This is a genomic window from Shewanella sp. FeAMO (assembly GCF_053653955.1).
Map to the genome: position 1 here is coordinate 2,075,689 of NZ_CM132201.1, position 17,150 is coordinate 2,092,838.

The 17,150-nt window shown below is 54.0% G+C and carries 12 protein-coding genes; 10 read left to right on the forward strand and 2 right to left on the reverse strand.

The genetic code is table 11. From position 1 onward, the window contains the following. Positions 1 to 56 precede the first annotated feature (56 nt). The 9 genes from ACWAU4_RS09320 (at position 57) to ACWAU4_RS09360 (ending at position 11,545) form a co-directional block, all read left to right on the forward strand. Positions 57 to 1,187, forward strand: coding sequence for a 4-phosphoerythronate dehydrogenase (locus ACWAU4_RS09320; protein WP_117200603.1), 1,131 nt, complete (start codon positions 57 to 59; stop codon positions 1,185 to 1,187). After that, positions 1,188 to 2,204, forward strand: a complete 1,017-nt coding sequence (locus ACWAU4_RS09325; RefSeq protein WP_025010462.1) for an aspartate-semialdehyde dehydrogenase — start codon at positions 1,188 to 1,190, stop codon at positions 2,202 to 2,204. Between the two features lie 175 nt (positions 2,205 to 2,379). Continuing rightward, positions 2,380 to 5,628, forward strand: a complete 3,249-nt coding sequence (locus ACWAU4_RS09330; protein WP_454290547.1) for a FimV/HubP family polar landmark protein — start codon at positions 2,380 to 2,382, stop codon at positions 5,626 to 5,628. 132 nt (positions 5,629 to 5,760) lie between these two features. Beyond that, positions 5,761 to 6,546: a tRNA pseudouridine(38-40) synthase TruA gene (gene truA, locus ACWAU4_RS09335; RefSeq protein ID WP_025889040.1), complete on the forward strand. Its 786-nt coding sequence runs from the start codon at positions 5,761 to 5,763 to the stop codon at positions 6,544 to 6,546. A gap of 68 nt (positions 6,547 to 6,614) precedes the next feature. Then, positions 6,615 to 7,886 (forward strand): bifunctional tetrahydrofolate synthase/dihydrofolate synthase, encoded by a 1,272-nt coding sequence (gene folC / locus ACWAU4_RS09340; RefSeq protein WP_454290548.1) that lies wholly within the window; start codon positions 6,615 to 6,617, stop codon positions 7,884 to 7,886. Between the two features lie 20 nt (positions 7,887 to 7,906). Next, positions 7,907 to 8,500 (forward strand): SPOR domain-containing protein, encoded by a 594-nt coding sequence (locus ACWAU4_RS09345; protein WP_025889044.1) that lies wholly within the window; start codon positions 7,907 to 7,909, stop codon positions 8,498 to 8,500. A 107-nt stretch (positions 8,501 to 8,607) separates the two neighbouring features. Continuing rightward, complete coding sequence (locus ACWAU4_RS09350; RefSeq protein WP_025889046.1) at positions 8,608 to 9,096, forward strand: CvpA family protein; 489 nt, start codon at positions 8,608 to 8,610, stop codon at positions 9,094 to 9,096. 43 nt (positions 9,097 to 9,139) lie between these two features. Continuing rightward, positions 9,140 to 10,654 carry an amidophosphoribosyltransferase gene (gene purF / locus ACWAU4_RS09355; protein ID WP_025889048.1) on the forward strand — a complete coding sequence of 505 codons (1,515 nt, stop codon included), beginning with the start codon at positions 9,140 to 9,142 and terminating at the stop codon, positions 10,652 to 10,654. A gap of 99 nt (positions 10,655 to 10,753) precedes the next feature. Then, positions 10,754 to 11,545, forward strand: coding sequence for a class I SAM-dependent methyltransferase (locus ACWAU4_RS09360; protein WP_208125809.1), 792 nt, complete (start codon positions 10,754 to 10,756; stop codon positions 11,543 to 11,545). A gap of 157 nt (positions 11,546 to 11,702) precedes the next feature. Here ACWAU4_RS09360 and ACWAU4_RS09365 read toward each other — a convergent pair whose 3' ends face one another. After that, the gene (locus tag ACWAU4_RS09365; protein WP_144168430.1) at positions 11,703 to 12,323 is read right to left on the reverse strand and encodes a DUF938 domain-containing protein; all 621 of its coding nucleotides are present in this window, start codon (positions 12,321 to 12,323) and stop codon (positions 11,703 to 11,705) included. A 160-nt stretch (positions 12,324 to 12,483) separates the two neighbouring features. After that, a complete protein-coding gene (locus ACWAU4_RS09370) occupies positions 12,484 to 14,535 on the reverse strand; it encodes a bifunctional 2',3'-cyclic-nucleotide 2'-phosphodiesterase/3'-nucleotidase (RefSeq protein ID WP_167714738.1) in 2,052 nt (683 codons plus the stop codon). Between the two features lie 436 nt (positions 14,536 to 14,971). Here ACWAU4_RS09370 and ACWAU4_RS09375 point away from each other — a divergent pair, with 436 nt between their 5' ends. Further along, complete coding sequence (locus ACWAU4_RS09375) at positions 14,972 to 17,137, forward strand: M3 family metallopeptidase (RefSeq protein ID WP_208125810.1); 2,166 nt, start codon at positions 14,972 to 14,974, stop codon at positions 17,135 to 17,137. Positions 17,138 to 17,150 lie beyond the last annotated feature (13 nt).

A 17,150-nucleotide genomic window follows, 5' to 3' on the forward strand; every position in this document is an offset into this window, starting at 1 on the left:
AGTCTGCAGGCCGCTGATAGAATAGCGGCTTAATCCACAACAGAGCAGGAAAGTCGATGAAGTTGGTGGTTGATGAAAATATGCCCTATGTGCAGCCCTTGTTTGCCGAGCTGGGGGAGATAGTGGCTGTTGATGGTCGTCATCTGGATGCGGCCACAGTGGCCGATGCCGATGTCTTGCTGGTGCGCTCGGTCACCAAGGTCAATGAGGCGCTGCTGGCAGGCGCACATAAACTTAAGTTTGTCGGCAGTGCCACCATAGGGACAGATCATGTGGACAAGGCTTATCTGGCGTCCCGTAATATCCCCTTTTCCAATGCCCCAGGTTGCAATGCCACTGCGGTTGGCGAGTATGCTTTTATCGCCATGTTGGAGTTGGCCAACAGATTTGATACTCAGCTCAAGGGCAAAACCGTTGGCATAGTTGGCGCCGGCAATACCGGCTCGGCGCTGGCGCGCTGCCTTGAAGCCTACGGAATCAAAACCTTGCTCTGCGACCCCTTACTGGCCAAGGCTGGAGACAGCCGCCGTTTTGTCAGCCTGGATGAACTGATTGTCGGCGCCGATATCGTTAGTCTGCACGTGCCTCTGACCCGGGATGGCGAACATCCTACTTGGTATCTGTTTGACGAGCAGCGACTGGAGACATTGAAACCCGGCTGCTGGTTGCTTAACTGCTGCCGCGGTGAAGTGATAGACAATCGCGCGCTGATCCGGGTCAAGGCCAAGCGGCCGGACCTCAAGTTGGTACTGGATGTTTGGCAAGGGGAGCCCAACCCCATGATGGAACTGGTGTCTTTGGTGGAGTTTGGCACCCCGCATATTGCCGGTTACAGCCTGGAAGGCAAGGCCCGGGGCACTTTCATGTTATATCAGGCCTTGATGGCGATACTCAATCGCCCGGCGGACAAGTCGCTTGCCACTCTATTGCCCGAGCGCTGGAATTCCCGGCTCGATATCAGCAGTATGCCCGATGAAAAGGCATTATTGTCTCTATGCCGATTTATTTATGATCTACGTGATGACGATGAAAAATTCCGGAAAATGCTGAAAAACCCCGCAGGTTTTGATGACATGAGAAAAAATCACCGCCATAGGCGAGAATTCAGTGCTTTGACTCTTTCAAACGCCGGGGGTTCTGGGGTAGATTGGTTGTCTCATTTAGGTTTTTCAGGAGTCGGTCTGTAAATGTCGCAGGAATTTAACGTTGTCGTATTGGGTGCCTCAGGGGCTGTGGGTCAAACCATGATAGAAATCCTTGAGGAGCGTAACTTCCCGGTGGCGAATCTGTTTCCACTGGCCAGCAGTCGCAGCGCCGGTGAAACCGTGAGTTTTCACGGTAAACAGGTAGAGATCCTCGATGTGGAGAGCTTCGACTGGACTCAGGCGCAGATAGGCTTCTTCTCTGCCGGTGGTGATGTTTCGGCCAAGTGGGCGCCGATAGCGGCCGATGCCGGTTGTGTGGTGATAGATAACACCTCCCACTACCGTTACGACCTGGATATTCCATTGGTTATTCCAGAGGTCAATCCACAGGCGATTGCCGACTTCCGTAACCGTAATATTATCGCCAATCCCAACTGCTCAACCATTCAGATGTTGGTGGCGCTCAAGCCTATCTATGATGCCTTTGGGATCAGCCGTATCAATGTGGCCACTTATCAGTCGGTTTCCGGTACAGGCAAAAAGGCGATTGAAGAGCTGGCGGGTCAATCTGCCAAGCTGCTGCAGGGCTTGCCTTCAGAGCCCAAGGTTTATGATAAGCAGATAGCTTTCAACGTGTTGCCGCATATAGATAAGTTTATGGAAAATGGCTACACCAAAGAAGAGATGAAGATGGTTTGGGAAACCCAGAAGATCCTCGGCGACAGCGAGGTCTTGGTGAACCCTACCGCGGTACGGGTACCTGTGTTCTATGGCCATTCGGAAGCGATTCATATCGAGACGCTGCAGCCGGTTGATGCCGCGGAAGTCAAGGCGGTATTGCGGGATGCCGAAGGCGTGGTGTTGTTTGAAGATGATGATGATTATCCGACAGCTGTCACCGAAGGTGCCGGTAGTGACCCTGTGTATGTCGGCCGGGTGCGCAAGGATATTTCCCACGATCTGGGCATAGATCTTTGGGTGGTCTCTGACAATATCCGCAAGGGCGCGGCGCTCAACAGTGTACAGATAGGCGAGATCTTAATCCGCGATTATCTCTAACACTCTAAGAACTCTTTGTTTCTGTTGAAAAAGCCTGCAAGCAGCAGGCTTTTTTTGTTTTGCAAATGTGAACAGTAGCAGGGCGGACATTTCTGGTTTATAGTAATCTCAATAAATACAAATGCCTAAAGCCAGTCGTCAGTTGGCGAAACCAGCGCTTGAAAGGGAAGAATGGATGAACTTTCGCACTTCATATCTTGTTGGCCTGATGGCCGCTTTTTTTGCCCTGAACCAAGGTACTCTCATTGAACCCGCCCATGCAGAAGGCCTGAAAATTACCGGCCCTGATGGTCAGGTGCGCCAACAGGTACGCCAGTATGGTCCGACTACGCCATCAGACACCTTCTGGAGCATTGCCCAGAAAGTCAGACCGGATTCCAGTGTCAGCATCTATCAGGTCATGGCCGCTATATTTGAGGCCAACCCGCACGCCTTCACCTCCAATAATTACAACAGCCTGGAACGGGGCATGATACTGCTGATCCCTTCCAAAGAGGTGATGCAGGCTATCCCCTTGAGTATGGCCAGAGCCCGTGCCGAGCAGGACGACAAGAGCTGGTCTTCCGGTAAGCCGCTAAAAGCAGATGATGGCAAAATTGAAACCGCCAAAGCCCCCGAGCGTGAAAGCCAAGCCGCAAAAGAGCCAACGGCGGCCACCCAAACTCCAACAGCGGCGCAGCCATCCAATGTAGCTACAAGTGCCAAGGAAAACAGCGCGCAGCCGAAGGTCAGTGAGCCATCGACTGAGCCAACTCAAGTGGCTGCAGACAAATCGCCAGCCACCACAACCGAAAAAGCAGCCACGGAAGCAACTCCGGAAACGGCCGACGACAACAGCATTGAAGCGCTGCAGAGCCGCAATCTGAGCCTGACCGATGAACTGGGACGCGCGCAGGACCTGCTCACAGTGGCCAATACCGATAACCAAGGGCTGCAAGCGCAAATCGATGAACTGAATCAGCGTCTGTCTGTGTTGGAAGAGTCTCTGCAGGCCAGCAAAAAGCAGGAGCAGCAACTCAAAGCCGAAAACGCTGAACTCAAGCAGCAACTTCAAGCTGCCAGCGCTACGGCTAATGAGCCGGACGACCTCTGGCGCAGCCTGATGGACAACCCGCTGTTACTGGCCCTGGCCGCGGCCATACCCGCGGTACTGCTGTTGTTATTGCTATGGAGCATGCTGCGCCGCAGACGTAAACAGAGTGATGCCCAAGCTCCACAGACCGAAGCGGCTCCAATGGCTGCCGCGGCTATCGCCGGCGCGGCCACAGCCGAGATGGCCAATGCCGACGATGAATTGGCGGTGCATCTGGATGATGATCCGGACGATTCCATTGATTCACTGCTGGATGTCGACAGCTCAGCGCTGCAGCCTGAGCCGGAAGTTGAGAGTGACAACGAGCAGATGGACATGGCGCAGGAGATGTTCATCGACTCGGGAGAGGGAGATGACACCCAAGAGACCGAAGATGAAGGCCAGTCCCTCGATGATCTCTGGGCCGAAGCCATGGGCGAGCAGGAGTCGGGTGAGCAGGATGAACCCGCTGAAGAAGACTTGGACTCACTGCTGGCCGGATTGGACGATACCGATAAACAGGAAACCATTCCTGAAGAGTTGCAGGCCGAAAGTGTTCCAGCATCAGAGCCTGAGCTCAGTGAAACCTTACCCGAAGATGTGACGGCCGCTTTCGACCAGAGCTTTGAAGCCGAGCTTGAACAGAACCTTAATCTTGAACCCGAAGAGCAGAGTCCCGAGCCTGAATTGGACACAGAGCTGCAGAGTTTGGATCTGGAGAGCCAGGCCGATGACAGCGCTGTAGTCATTGATGAGGATGAAGATCTCAGTGCTGCCATCGCCGCCGAATTGGCCGAAGATGAACAGGCTGAAGAGACTCTGGATGAGACACAGGAAGCCGATCTCGATGCGTTGCTGGCCGGGTTTGACGTCAATGAAAACACAGAACCTCAAATTGAAGCCGGTACTCAAGTTGAAGACGATAGTAAGACAGAAGCAGAGGAAGATCTCAGCGCTGCCATTGCTGCCGAGCTGGAGCTGGATGAGGATGACTCAGCTGATACCGAGCTGGGCGAAGAAGCAGACATTGATGCCTTGTTGGCTGGATTCGACTCGCCGGCAGCAGAGAGCACTGAAACGGAAGACTTAAGTGACGCTATCGCCGCAGAGCTTGAAGATGACAATGTTGCCATAGACTCCAGCGATACAGAGGCAGACATAGATGCCTTGCTGGCAGGCTTCGATGACTTGGGCGATGCTGTCGAGACTCAGGAAGCTGAAGCAGAGCCGGTTCAAGCTGAGGAAGAGAGTGAAGATCTGGACGCCTTGTTGGCTGGGCTTGCGGATGACGTAATTGCGATAGATAACGTTGATGAGGCGATAGCTGAGACTGACGAGGAAGATAGCTCAGAGGTTGAGTCGGATGATGCCACTGAGCGCAGCGATGCCGAATTGGATGCCATGCTGGCAGGCTTGTCGCAGGCTGAGGACTTGGATGAGCCTAAGAAGTCCGATGAAACCGATACTTTAGCCGATGAGAGCAGGGATACCGACAGCGCGCCACAAAGCGCTCAACGCAGCGACAAGGATTCCGGCTTCTTCGACGATCTCAAGGCCGGCAGCAAGAGCCATGATCCCCATATTCTTGAGTGGGAGCCCTCCGCACCCAAAGAGCCTTTGGTTGAGGAAGAGCCCTCAGCGCCAAAAGAGCCTTCAGCGCAAGAAAAGCAAGAGCCCTCAGCGCAAGAAGAGCCTTCAGCCATAGAAGAGCTCTTGGCTCAAGAGGAACTCTCTAACCAGGAACAGGCTGCTGATGTTGAAGACAGCGTAACAGATACCGAGCAGGCTCTGGATATTGACCTGGCCCAGGATACTGACGACAGTGACAAGAGCCTGAGCGACGATGACCTGTTGGCCGCTTTTTCTGAAAACGTTGCCAAGGAAGCTGAGGCGGATGAGGAATTCAGTCTCGAACTGGATGATGATGACTCGCTGGATCTCGAAGACCATAAACTGACAGTGGATGAAGCGCTTGCGGCCCTCGATGCCAAAGAAAAAGGCAAGGTGGCTTCCAGCATGGTACCTGAGCACGATCTCAGCGCCTTCCAGAAGGAAAACGGTTTTATCGATATTGAGCGCCTGCTCAGTGAAGCCGACGAAGGCAACAGTGATACCGACCCCTACAAGGAGCTGGATGTGGATATGGGTGAGCTCGACTCCCTCGTTGGCGCCGCCGCTATGGTCGATGTCGATGATGAGGAAAACTCTGTCAATGCCAAGCTGGACTTGGCGCGGGCCTATATCGAAATCGATGACAAAGACAGCGCCAAGGCATTGCTTAAAGAGGTGGAGCTGGACGGCAACGCCCGCCAGCAAGAGGAAGCTGCAGCCCTGATAAAAACCTTGGGCTAGAGCTCAATCAATACTCAAACGGCGCCTGGAGCGCCGTTTTTTATGCAGTCCGTTTATTGTCCGGGCTTTTTCTTGGAGGCGAATGCCCGCTCTGTGGTAGAATTCGCCGCCTTGAGATCAGGGGAGAAACAGATGCGTATTGCGTTGGGTATCGAATATGACGGCAGCGGCTATTATGGTTGGCAGCGCCAGGCCGAAGTGGATTCAGTTCAGGGGCAGTTGGAGCGGGCCTTATCCCTGGTCGCCAATGAGCCGATAGCACTGCAATGCGCCGGTCGCACCGATGCCGGGGTACACGCCACCGGGCAAGTGGTGCATTTTGATACTTCTGCCGTGCGTAAAGAAGGCGCCTGGACCCTGGGCGTCAATGCCAATCTGCCGGACAATATCGCGGTGCGCTGGGCCAAAGAGGTGGATGACAGTTTTCATGCCCGCTTTTCGGCAACCGCTCGCCGCTACCGCTATATCATCTACAACCACAATTTCCGTCCCGGCATTTTGCGTGGTGGCGTCAGCCATTATCACGGTGACCTAGACGAGCAGAAGATGCATCAGGCGGCTCAGTATCTGCTGGGCGAGCGCGACTTCACCAGTTTCAGGGCGATCCAATGTCAGTCGCGCACCCCGTTTCGCAATGTGCACAGGGTCAGTGTGACCCGCCAGGGCATGTATGTGATAGTGGATATCGAAGCCAATGCCTTTTTGCATCACATGGTGCGCAATATTGTCGGCTCGCTGCTGGAAGTGGGGCTTGGCAATCAGCCGCTGGATTGGCTGGGACAGTTGCTGGAGCTCAAAGACAGAACCCAGGCTGCCCCCACGGCCAAACCCAATGGCCTCTATCTGGTGCATGTCAGCTATCCTGAGCAATATCAACTGCCCAAGTTGGCCATGGGCCCACTGTTTATGCCGGACTGAAACCGTTAGCATGCTGTTGCCGCTACGCTTTTGCTTGCGGCAACATCAAGATTTAAGGGAAGAATCAAATGTCGCAATCATCCGCTCATCCGCATCAGCTACCGGGAGCCAACGCTCCTTTGTCTGTTTGGCTGGACTACCTGCTGGCCATTCATCCGACCGAAATCGATATGGGGCTCGAGCGGGTCACCCAAGTTGCCACCAGGCTCGGGGTGCTGTCACTGGGCAGCACCAAGGTGATCACAGTTGCCGGTACCAATGGCAAGGGCAGCACCTGCCGTATGCTGGAGCAGATCATGCGCGCGGCGGGTTATCGGGTCGGGGTTTACAGCTCGCCCCATATCATCAATTACAATGAGCGGGTGCGAATAGACGACGTCGATGCACCGGATAGCGACTTTATCTCGGCCTTTGAAACCATAGAAGCGGCCAGGGGGGACACCTCGCTGACCTTCTTTGAATATGCCACCTTGGCCGGATTACTGCTGTTCAAGCAGGCCAAGCTGGATCTGGTTATTCTGGAAGTGGGCCTGGGAGGCAGGCTGGATGCCACCAATATCATAGATGCCGATGTCAGTGTGGTAACCGCCATAGATCTTGATCATCAGGCGTATCTTGGTGACACCCGGGAGCTGGTTGGCCGTGAGAAAGCCGGCATCTTCCGTAAGAACCGCCCGGCGATAGTGGGCGATGCCGAGATGCCTGCCAGCGTAGTTGAGGTTGCCAATGAAAAGGGCGCCTTACTCAAGGCGGTAGGGCAGGCATTTTCCTACAAGCAAACCCGCACAGGCTGGGATTTTTGCGGTGAGCACTGGCAGTTTGCAGGCTTACCCAAGCCGCAATTACCTCTGCCCAATGCCGCCACTAGCTTGGCGGCGCTGGAACAACTCTGGCCTGAACTTTCCGAAGCGGCGATTCGCTCAGGGCTCGCCAGTGTCAGGCTCAGCGGCAGAATGGAGCATATCAGTGAGGCGCCGCTGATTATTTTGGATGTGGCGCACAATCCCCACGCGGCCCGCTATCTGGCGCAAAGGCTGGATGAACTGCAGGCCAAGGGGCGAGTCTATGGCGTTTGCGGTATGCTCAAGGACAAGGATATCGAGGGCGTGATGCAGGCGCTGGCGCCTAGTATAGACAGCTGGTTGTTGGTGACCTTGCATAATGAGCGTGGTGCCGATGCCGGCCGTTTGCGAAAAGCCCTGCCGGATGGCTGTGACGCCCGGGAATTTGAACAGATGCCGGATTGCTGGCAATACCTCAAACCCAAACTCGGCGCCGAAGATGTGGTAATTGTCTTTGGCTCCTTTTACACTGTTTCGGGCTTTAAAGCGCTTATCTAATTGACTGGAAGGAAGATATTTTGTCGACTCAGTTTCATAACCGTCTTGTAGGTACCGTAGTATTGGTCGCCTTGGGGGTGATCTTTTTACCTGACATTCTCGATGGCAAGAAAGAGCGCCAGCAAGAGCAGTTCACTGAAATTCCGCTGCGGCCGGATACCGAATCGCAATTGGCGGAGCCGGGAGAGTTTGAAACCCTGGATGTAGCCGAGACTCTGGACTTGGCACAGGAGACAGACGAGCCTCAGGTTGAAGTCGAACCGGCGGCGCCCGAGGTGAAGGCTACCGAAAACAGTGTTTCCAACACCGCCCAATCCAAGCCACAGGAGGTCAAAAAGACTCCCGAACCCAAGGCCAAACCCAGTGATGCAGCCTGGACTTTACAGCTCGGCGCCTTCAGTAACGCGGCCAATGTCAAAGCCCTGGTAGCCAAATTGCGCAAGGCCGGATTCAGCGCCTATACCTTGCCGGACAAGCCTGTGGACGGAAAGTTGACCCGGGTGTTTGTCGGTCCGGATGTCTCCAGTGATCGCATCAAACAGCAACAGAAGAAGGTTGAAGAGTTGACCAAACTCAAGGGTAAAGTGGTTCGCTATAACCCACAGGAAAGATGACAGTTTGCCCCGAGTCGGCAAGCAATTATTTACGCCCCGGGGGTGAGAATGCTTGCCTTCTCTGGTAGAATCCCGCCGACTTAAATCTTCACCGGATACTTCTACCCATGGTTTGGATAGATTACGCCATCATCATAGTTATCGGATTATCGACCCTTATCAGTCTGATCCGTGGTTTTGCCAAAGAAGCCATGTCGCTGGTGGTTTGGTTCGCCGCCTTTTTCATCGCCAGCCAGTTTTATCAGGACCTTGCCGTTCATATCACTCAAATCAATGATGAGGTGCTGCGAAACGGGGTTGCCATTGCCATCTTGTTTATTGTCACCCTGATAGTGGGGGCCTTGGTGAACTATTTGATCGGCCAGTTGGTCTCCAAGACAGGGCTCTCGGGAACGGACAGAATTCTTGGCCTGTGTTTCGGTGCGCTGCGCGGCGCATTGATAGTCAGTGCCATACTCTTTTTTATGGATGCCTTTACCGGCGCACCCAAAACCGATTGGTGGCAGGGTTCGCAACTGGTGCCCGAATTCGGGGTGGTTATCCAGTGGTTTTTTGACTACTTGGAAAATACCTCAAGCTTTGTACCCAAAATATAAAAAATACAATTATCAGAACATCTTACAATGAGGAAGCTTACCCATGTGTGGTATCGTCGGAATCGTTGGCCGCTCGGCGGTCAATCAGACCATCTATGATGCACTGACAGTGCTTCAACACCGTGGCCAGGATGCTGCAGGCATAGTGACTATCGATCAGAATGCCTTTCGCCTGCGTAAGGCCAATGGTCTGGTCAAGGACGTATTTGAACCCAAGCATATGCAGCGGCTGCAGGGCAACGCAGGCTTGGGCCATGTGCGTTATCCCACGGCCGGCAGCTCCAGTGCCTCTGAAGCCCAACCGTTTTATGTGAACTCTCCTTTCGGGATCTCTCTGGCGCACAACGGCAACCTGACCAATACAGTGCAACTGGCCGAAGGACTGCGCAACAAGCGCCGCCATGTGAACACCACTTCCGACTCTGAAGTGCTGCTCAACCTGTTGGCCGATGAGCTGGACAAGACCGACAGCCTGACCTTGAGCCCGGATGAAGTGTTCGATGCCGTCTCCCGGGTGCACGCCGATACCCGCGGTGCCTACGCCGTGGTGGCCATGATTATCGGTCAGGGCCTGGTGGCATTTCGCGATCCTTTCGGTATTCGCCCTCTGGTGCTCGGCAAGCATGAGACAGCCTCTGGTACCGAGTATATGGTGGCCTCAGAGAGCGTGGCACTGGATGCCGTTGGTTTTGAAGTGATGCGCGATGTGGCTCCCGGCGAAGCTGTGTATATCACCACGGAAGGTGAGCTGTTTACTCGTCAGTGCGCCGAAGCGCCAAGCTATGCCCCCTGTATCTTTGAATTCGTTTACTTTGCCCGTCCGGACTCCACCATAGACAAGGTGTCAGTCTATGCCAGCCGGGTCAACATGGGCGCCAAGCTGGGTGAGAAGATCCGCAAGGAATGGTACGACCATGATATCGATGTGGTGATCCCTATTCCGGAAACCTCCTGTGATATCGCCCTGGAAATTGCCCGTGGCATGGATCTGCCTTACCGTCAGGGATTCGTGAAGAACCGCTATATCGGTCGTACCTTTATCATGCCGGGGCAGCAGGAGCGCAAGAAGTCGGTCAGACGCAAGCTCAATGCCATCAACGCCGAGTTCAAGGACAAGAATGTGCTGCTGGTGGACGACTCCATAGTGCGTGGTACCACTTCAGAGCAGATCATCGAGATGGCTCGTGAAGCTGGCGCCAAGAAGGTGTATTTCGCCTCGGCCGCGCCCGAGATCCGCTTCCCCAACGTCTACGGCATAGACATGCCAACCTCCAATGAGCTGATTGCCCATGGCCGTGATGCCGATGAAATCGCCCGTCTCATTGGCGCAGATGGCATCATCTTCCAGGACCTGAGCGATCTGGTGGAAGCGGTGCGAATGGAAAATCCGGATATCAAGCGTTTCGAAACCTCAGTGTTTGACGGCCACTACATCACCAAGGATGTGGATCAGGCCTATCTGGATCATCTGACCCAGCTGCGTAACGACGATGCCAAGGCCAACCGCAACAAGGATATAGGTACCAACCTGGAGTTGCATAACGTCTGTCATCCTTGATAAGTCCTCTCTGATAAAGCCAACCCTTGAGGTTGGCTTTTTTCTGTGCCAGTCAGTATGCTGAGCCTCGACTGTTGATGGTGCAGGGAGAGAAGCACAATGGATAAGTACCGGGAAACCGTGGCCACCTTTGACAAAATGGCGCTTCCCTATCGGGATAAGTTTGCCGGCAACGATTGTTATGACTCGGCCCATAACCGTTTTGCCTCCTTGCTGAAGCAGTATCAGGCCTGTGCCGGACGGCGCCTGCGGTTACTGGATATCGGTTGTGGCCCAGGGCATGTCAGCGGCATGTTGGCAAAAAGGGTGCCTGAGCTCGAGATAGTGGGTATAGATGCGGCGCCGGCTATGGTGGCACTTGCCAGTGAATTGTTACCCGAGGGACGTTTTTATCGGCTGGATAGCCGCGAGCTTGGTTGTCTTTCGTCGCTGCTTGAAGCTGATGCCGTGCAGGCTATCGCAACCTTAGATGTGCCTGAAAGTGCAGCTACGCCCCTAAGCCTTGGGGTTTCTGATGGCTCTAATACCCTTGATGACTTTAATGCCCTTGATGGCTTAGACACGCTAGAGGGTTTTGATGCAATAGTTCTGCTCTTCGTCACGCCTTATCTTGAACGTCAGGATGTGATTGCCTTACTGCAAGACTGCCGTGCGCTACTGAATGACGGCGGGCTCCTGTATCTGGCCTCCATGGAGGATGACTATCAAGAGTCCGGCTATCAAAGCTCCAGCGCAGGAGACAGGGTATTTATCCACTATTATCCCGAAGTGTTTTTCGTCAGTGAGTTGGCCGCGGCCGGGTTTGAGCTCATCGACAGCCTGCGTAAACCCTATCTGGAGCAGGGCGAGGTCAAGGCCACAGATCTGTTTCTCTACGCCAAAGCCGTGTAAAAACAAAGGCGCTTCAGAGGCTGATAGCGCCTGAGCTTTTCAGGTAAAACGCTTATTTTGTTCACTACTTTTTGTTCACTGCTTTTTATCACGACTGTTGGCTCGTGACTTTTCTTGTGGCTTTTTCTCGTGATTTTTTCGCATGACTTTTTCTCAGTTAGCGAGCCGTTTTGCGAACAAACTCCAGCAGGCGGTTATTGGCGGGCATGGCATGATCTTGACAAAGCTCAAGCCCCTGGGCTGCGGCCAGCATCAGGATCCACTCCTGATCGCGAATGCCGCTTTGTGGATCGCGCTGCCGTAACATGGCATCGAACACCCGGTTGGAGTTACTGCTGTAATCGCCTCGGTAGTTGAAGGGGCCATAGAGGCAGAAACGGCCGCCGCTTTGCAATACTTTGCCTATGCCGGTAAACATCGCCTCCACCATGGGCTGGCTCATGATATGCGCAGTATTGGCGCTATAGATGGCATCCGGCGCCGGCTCAGTTGCCGCCTGCGGCCAGGGTGAGCACACCTCCAGAGTGATTACCTCGGCCAGGTTACTCGCCGGGAGTTTGGCATGCCAGGCGCGGATCCCATCCAGATACTGGGGTTGATCGCTGCATTGCCACACCAGATGCGGCAACTGCGGGGCAAAGTAGACAGAGTGCTGACCGGTTCCACTGCCTATCTCCAATACCCTGCGGCAGCCTGAGAATGCCTGTTTGAGTATTTTGAGTATCGGCTCGCGGTTGTTTTCACAGGCTTGGGAGAAGGGCGCGGGTATCGAAGACATAAAAGATTTCCTGCAATCTTGCCGTCGTGACGGCTGAGTGAGTCTGGTGTTTTATTGTACTTACTTTATAACATTGCCAGAGGTTTAAATTATGGCAAGAAGAAGCATAAAAAAGCGCCCCTGAGGGCGCTTGGGTCGTTTTCAGTCTCAATCGACAGTCTTATTGGGCAGGCTTGAGATCTATGCGGTAGACGGCAAAGCCCAGCTCATCGGTACTCAGCTTGGTCATGGTCCTTTGCTGGTTGGCCTGGATGAAGTTGGCGGCCTTGTCACTGTCCTGAGTCGCAAAGCGGATATCCAGGGCAACAGCCGTATCTATACTCTTGAAGTCCCAGTTATAGTCGGCCGTGGGGTTAACCATGGCGTCATACTTGTCGGTTTCAGGATTGTATTTGGACTGCTCTGTGATGTAAGCCGCCAGAGCTTCACGGTTGGTGTCCGGCAGTTCCAGTACCACGTGCTCGCTGCCGGTGCCGGCAAACTTTCCGCCAAAGGCGCGGTAGTTGTTGGAGGCGACGATAAATTCCTTGGCCGCCAGGTTTTCACCTGTATAGACAGTGCCTTCGCTGTCGGTGAAGGCCAGATCCACAATTCGCGAGGCATCGGCATTGACCAGAGCACAATCCCGGTCGAATTTGCTCGGCTGTGTCACGTCTATCTTGTAGGTCACGCCATCGATAACATCAAAGTTATAGGTGGGGTGGTTATAGTTCACCAGCTCCTGCGGCTCAGTGCTGGCAGGATCTATCTGGTTGAACTGGTTGGCTGAACACTCGAGCCAGTCTTTCAGCTCGGCGCCGTTTAGCTTAACCGCTACCATAGTGTTGGGGTAGAGGTAGAGATCGGCGGCGTTCTTGAAGGTCAGCGGCCCTTTGTCCACCATTACATACTGATCGGCATCACTGGTGGTGCTATGGCGGCCACCGGCCTTGAACGGCGCGGCTGCAGAGAGCACAGGCAATGACTTGAGTGCTTCCGGCAGCTTGGCCTTGACGTTGGCTATCTGGGCGTCGGAGACAATCTGCACAGTCGGGTCGTCCTGCACCAGCGTCAGGAAGCTGAACATGTCGGCGGCGGCTACCCCGATTGGCTGCTCGACAAAGGCGATGGTGCCCTGGTGTTCGAGCTCAACCGCATCGTGAATGTCCTTATCGGCTTCCACCAGAGGCGTCTTGTTGGCACCGTCATAGATAGGGCGGGCCTCAGTGCGGGCCGAGAGTACAGTCCATTTGCCGTCTTTACGTTGCAGTTTGAAGTCGACCAGGCCCATGTTGTCGCCCCAGCGACCCGGCATCACGGCGGGGACACCGTTAAGCAGGCCTTTTTCCACATCTGTGTTGGGCAAGTCGGCATAGCGGGCATCGGGGAAGATGGAGTGGCTGTGGCCAAACATGATGGCATCAATGCCGTCGACATAGGTGAGGGCATAGGTGGCATTTTCGGCAGCAGGATCGCCTGGGTTTTCGGTGGAGCCAATGCCTGAGTGCGGAATGGCGATAATGATATCGGCGCCTTCAGCCTTCATTTGCGGCACAAATTTCTTGGCGCTCTCCACTATGCTCTCGGCGCGTACCTTGCCGGTGAGGTTCTGCTTGTCCCACAGCATAATTTGCGGAGGCACGAATCCTATATAGCCAATCTTGAGCTTGTGACTGTTGCCGTCAGTGTCCTTAACCTCGGTTTCCTTGATGAGATAAGGGGTAAACAGGTTGTCACCTTTCTTGAGTCCCTTCCAGCAATCATCGGCATCACAATAGACGTTGGCGTTGACATAGGGGAACTGGGCGCCGGCGAGGGATTTCTCCAGAAAATCCAGGCCGTAGTTGAATTCGTGGTTGCCTATGTTACCCACGGCATAATCGAGCAGGTTCATCGCCTTGTAGGCGGGGTGCACTTCGCCATCGGCGATACCGACCTTGGCCATATAGTCGCCCATGGGGCTGCCCTGCAACAGATCGCCGTTATCGACCAATACCGTGTTGGTGACTTCTTTGCGGGCGGCATGGATCAGGCTGGCGGTACGGGCCAGACCTATAGTAGGGTCTTCCTTGCCGCTGTAATAGTTGTAATCCATGATGTTGGTGTGCAGATCTGTGGTTTCCAAAACCCGCAGATCTACGCTCACCGTTGGCTCATCCTTGTTGTCACTGCCACAGGCACTGAGACCCATTGCGGCGGCAACCGCCAGTGTTACTAGTGTTTTAGTTTGCATTGTTTACTACTCTTGGTTTTTATTATCGACCCCGGGAGATTATCCCGTCCATCATCCGGTTAAATCACTGTTAATCATGTGATTAATCTGGTTAACCAAGGCGCAGTATACCCAAAGGCGGCGACACTTATGTGACATCGGCCGTTAAAAACGGGTGACAATTTGTGACAAGTGGCAAATAAATGTCCGCTGACTGTCCCGGTTGTTCAAAACTTGTTCCAGTGACCGCAAGAGGCCCAACTTTGGCGCTGGATTTCTGCTCAGTCATGTCGGCTCCATGGGGGAGGGCAGAATTTCTTACAGTTAAGTCATTGTCCAAATAGCGGAAGAGTTGTTAAGGTAATGGCGGGAATCAACAGGGCTGTTGCCCCGCCGAGACAGGTGTCCCGGGTATTCAATCATAACTAAGCAATAGCCTGCCGTTAATGGAGTCAAGATGCGTAAGACATTAATCGCCACCGCCATAGGCGCTGCACTGGTGCTGAGTGCCTGTGCCGAACAGCAAACCAATGAAACTGTCAGTAATGCCCCGGCCAAAGAAGCGAGCCAAAGTATGCCAGAGGCAAAAAGCACCGAACAAACAGCAAGCAATGTGCTGCTCAGCCCAAGTCCGCTGCAGTATCATGCGCCGCAGTTCGACAAGATAAAAATCGCAGACTATCTGCCGGCCTTTGAAGCCGGGATCAAGGAACACAACCAGCAAATTGCCGGCATAATCAACAACAGCGAAGCCGCTTCGTTTGATAACACCATAGTGGCGATGGAAAAGACCGGCGCCATTCTCAATCGTACTTCCAGGGTCTTCTTCAATCTGGCCGGGTTGATCTCCAACGATGAGTTTCAGGCCATTCAAGGGGAAATCGTTCCCAAGCTTACCGAACACAGCGACAATATTTTCCTCAATCCCAAGTTGTTTGCCCGGGTTGAAGCTGTCTACAACCACAAAGATAGCCTGAGCGCGCAAGATCAGCGTCTGGTGGACTTCTATTACAATCAGTTCGTCCGTGCCGGCGCCAAATTGAGCGAAGCCGACAAGACCCAAATGCGTGAGCTCAACGGTGAGCTGGCCACATTGTCGACCGAGTTTTCGCAAAACATTCTCAAGTCGTTCAAGGATGATGTGATCCTGGTGACCGATAAGGCGCAGCTCAAAGGCTTGAGTGAGGATGAGATAGGCGCCCTGGCCAACGCCGCCAAGGAAGCGGGTAAAGAGGGCTACCTGATAAGCCTGGTGAATACCACCCGCCAGCCACTGCTGTCGAGCCTGGAAGACAGAGGCCTGAGAGAGAAAATTTGGCAGACTTCGGCCAATCGCGCCATGGCCAGTAATGGTCCTATCGTACTCAAGCAGGCACAGTTGCGCGCCGAAAAGGCCAAACTGCTGGGTTATGAAACCTGGGCTGACTATGTACTGGCCGATCAGATGGCCGGTAATCCGGATGCGGTATTTGCCATTTTGGATGACCTGGCACCCAAGGCCGTTACCAAGGCTAAGGCTGAAGGCAAGGATATCCAGGCGCAAATCAAGGCATCCGGTGCCGACTTTGAGCTGCAGCCATGGGACTGGGCCTTCTATGCCGAGCAGGTTCGCAAGGCCAAATACGATCTGGATGAGAGCCAGATCAAGCCCTACTTCGAATTCAATACCGTGCTGAATGACGGCATGTTCTACGCCATGCAGAAGTTCTACGGCATCACAATGAAAGAGCGCAAGGATCTGCCGGTATGGCAGGAAGATGTCCGCGCCTGGGAAGTATTCAACGAAGACGGCAGCTCCATCGGGCTCTTCTATCTGGACCCTTACGCCAGAGTAGGCAAGAACGGCGGCGCCTGGATGGATGAGTACGTGACCCAAAGCTTCCTTTTGGATAACAAGCCTGTGGTGTACAACGCGCTCAATATTCCCAAGCCGGCCGAAGGTCAGCCTACGCTGATGACCTTTGATGAAGTGACTACCATGTTCCATGAATTTGGCCACGGCATTCACGGTTTGTTCTCGCAGGTGAAATACCCAAGCCTTGCTGGTACCGCTACTCCAAGGGACTTTGTTGAGTTCCCATCCCAGGCCAACGAGGATTGGGCCACAGATCCGGACGTTTTGGCTCACTATGCCAAACATTACAAAACCGGCGAGCCAATTCCGAAAGCCTTGCTGGAAAAGGTGCGTGCAGCGGCTACCTTCAACCAGGGCTATGACACGGTAGAGTATCTGGCCGCAGCGCTGCTTGATATGGAGTGGCACTCCCTCAAGGCCGGTGAACAAGTGGCGGACGTTAAATCCTTCGAAGCCAAGGCCCGTGCCAAACATGGCCTGAATTACGCGCCTGTGTTGCCACGTTACCAGTCGACTTATTTCAGTCATGTATTCGGTGGCGGTTACTCGGCCGGATATTATGCTTACCTGTGGACCGAAGTTTTCGCTGCCGACGCCTTTGCCCATACCATGGCTGAAGGTGGCCTCAAACGAGCCAATGGTGACAAGTATCGTCAGGCAATTCTCTCCAAGGGGAACAGTGAGGATCTGATGCAGGACTACATCCAGTTCCGCGGCCAGAAACCCACAGTGGATGCGCTGCTCAAGCGCCGAGGCCTGGTAGACTGAAACCCTTGATAAC

Bases quoted from the DNA above. Each gene is read 5' to 3' on its own strand.
- ACWAU4_RS09320 (WP_117200603.1), top strand. From the start codon at position 57: ATGAAGTTGGTGGTTGATGAAAATATGCCCTATGTGCAGCCCTTGTTT.
- ACWAU4_RS09325 (WP_025010462.1), top strand. From the start codon at position 1,188: ATGTCGCAGGAATTTAACGTTGTCGTATTGGGTGCCTCAGGGGCTGTG.
- ACWAU4_RS09330 (WP_454290547.1), top strand. From the start codon at position 2,380: ATGAACTTTCGCACTTCATATCTTGTTGGCCTGATGGCCGCTTTTTTT.
- truA (WP_025889040.1), top strand. From the start codon at position 5,761: ATGCGTATTGCGTTGGGTATCGAATATGACGGCAGCGGCTATTATGGT.
- folC (WP_454290548.1), top strand. From the start codon at position 6,615: ATGTCGCAATCATCCGCTCATCCGCATCAGCTACCGGGAGCCAACGCT.
- ACWAU4_RS09350 (WP_025889046.1), top strand. From the start codon at position 8,608: ATGGTTTGGATAGATTACGCCATCATCATAGTTATCGGATTATCGACC.
- purF (WP_025889048.1), top strand. From the start codon at position 9,140: ATGTGTGGTATCGTCGGAATCGTTGGCCGCTCGGCGGTCAATCAGACC.
- ACWAU4_RS09360 (WP_208125809.1), top strand. From the start codon at position 10,754: ATGGATAAGTACCGGGAAACCGTGGCCACCTTTGACAAAATGGCGCTT.
- ACWAU4_RS09365 (WP_144168430.1), bottom strand. From the start codon at position 12,323: ATGTCTTCGATACCCGCGCCCTTCTCCCAAGCCTGTGAAAACAACCGC.
- ACWAU4_RS09370 (WP_167714738.1), bottom strand. From the start codon at position 14,535: ATGCAAACTAAAACACTAGTAACACTGGCGGTTGCCGCCGCAATGGGT.
- ACWAU4_RS09375 (WP_208125810.1), top strand. From the start codon at position 14,972: ATGCGTAAGACATTAATCGCCACCGCCATAGGCGCTGCACTGGTGCTG.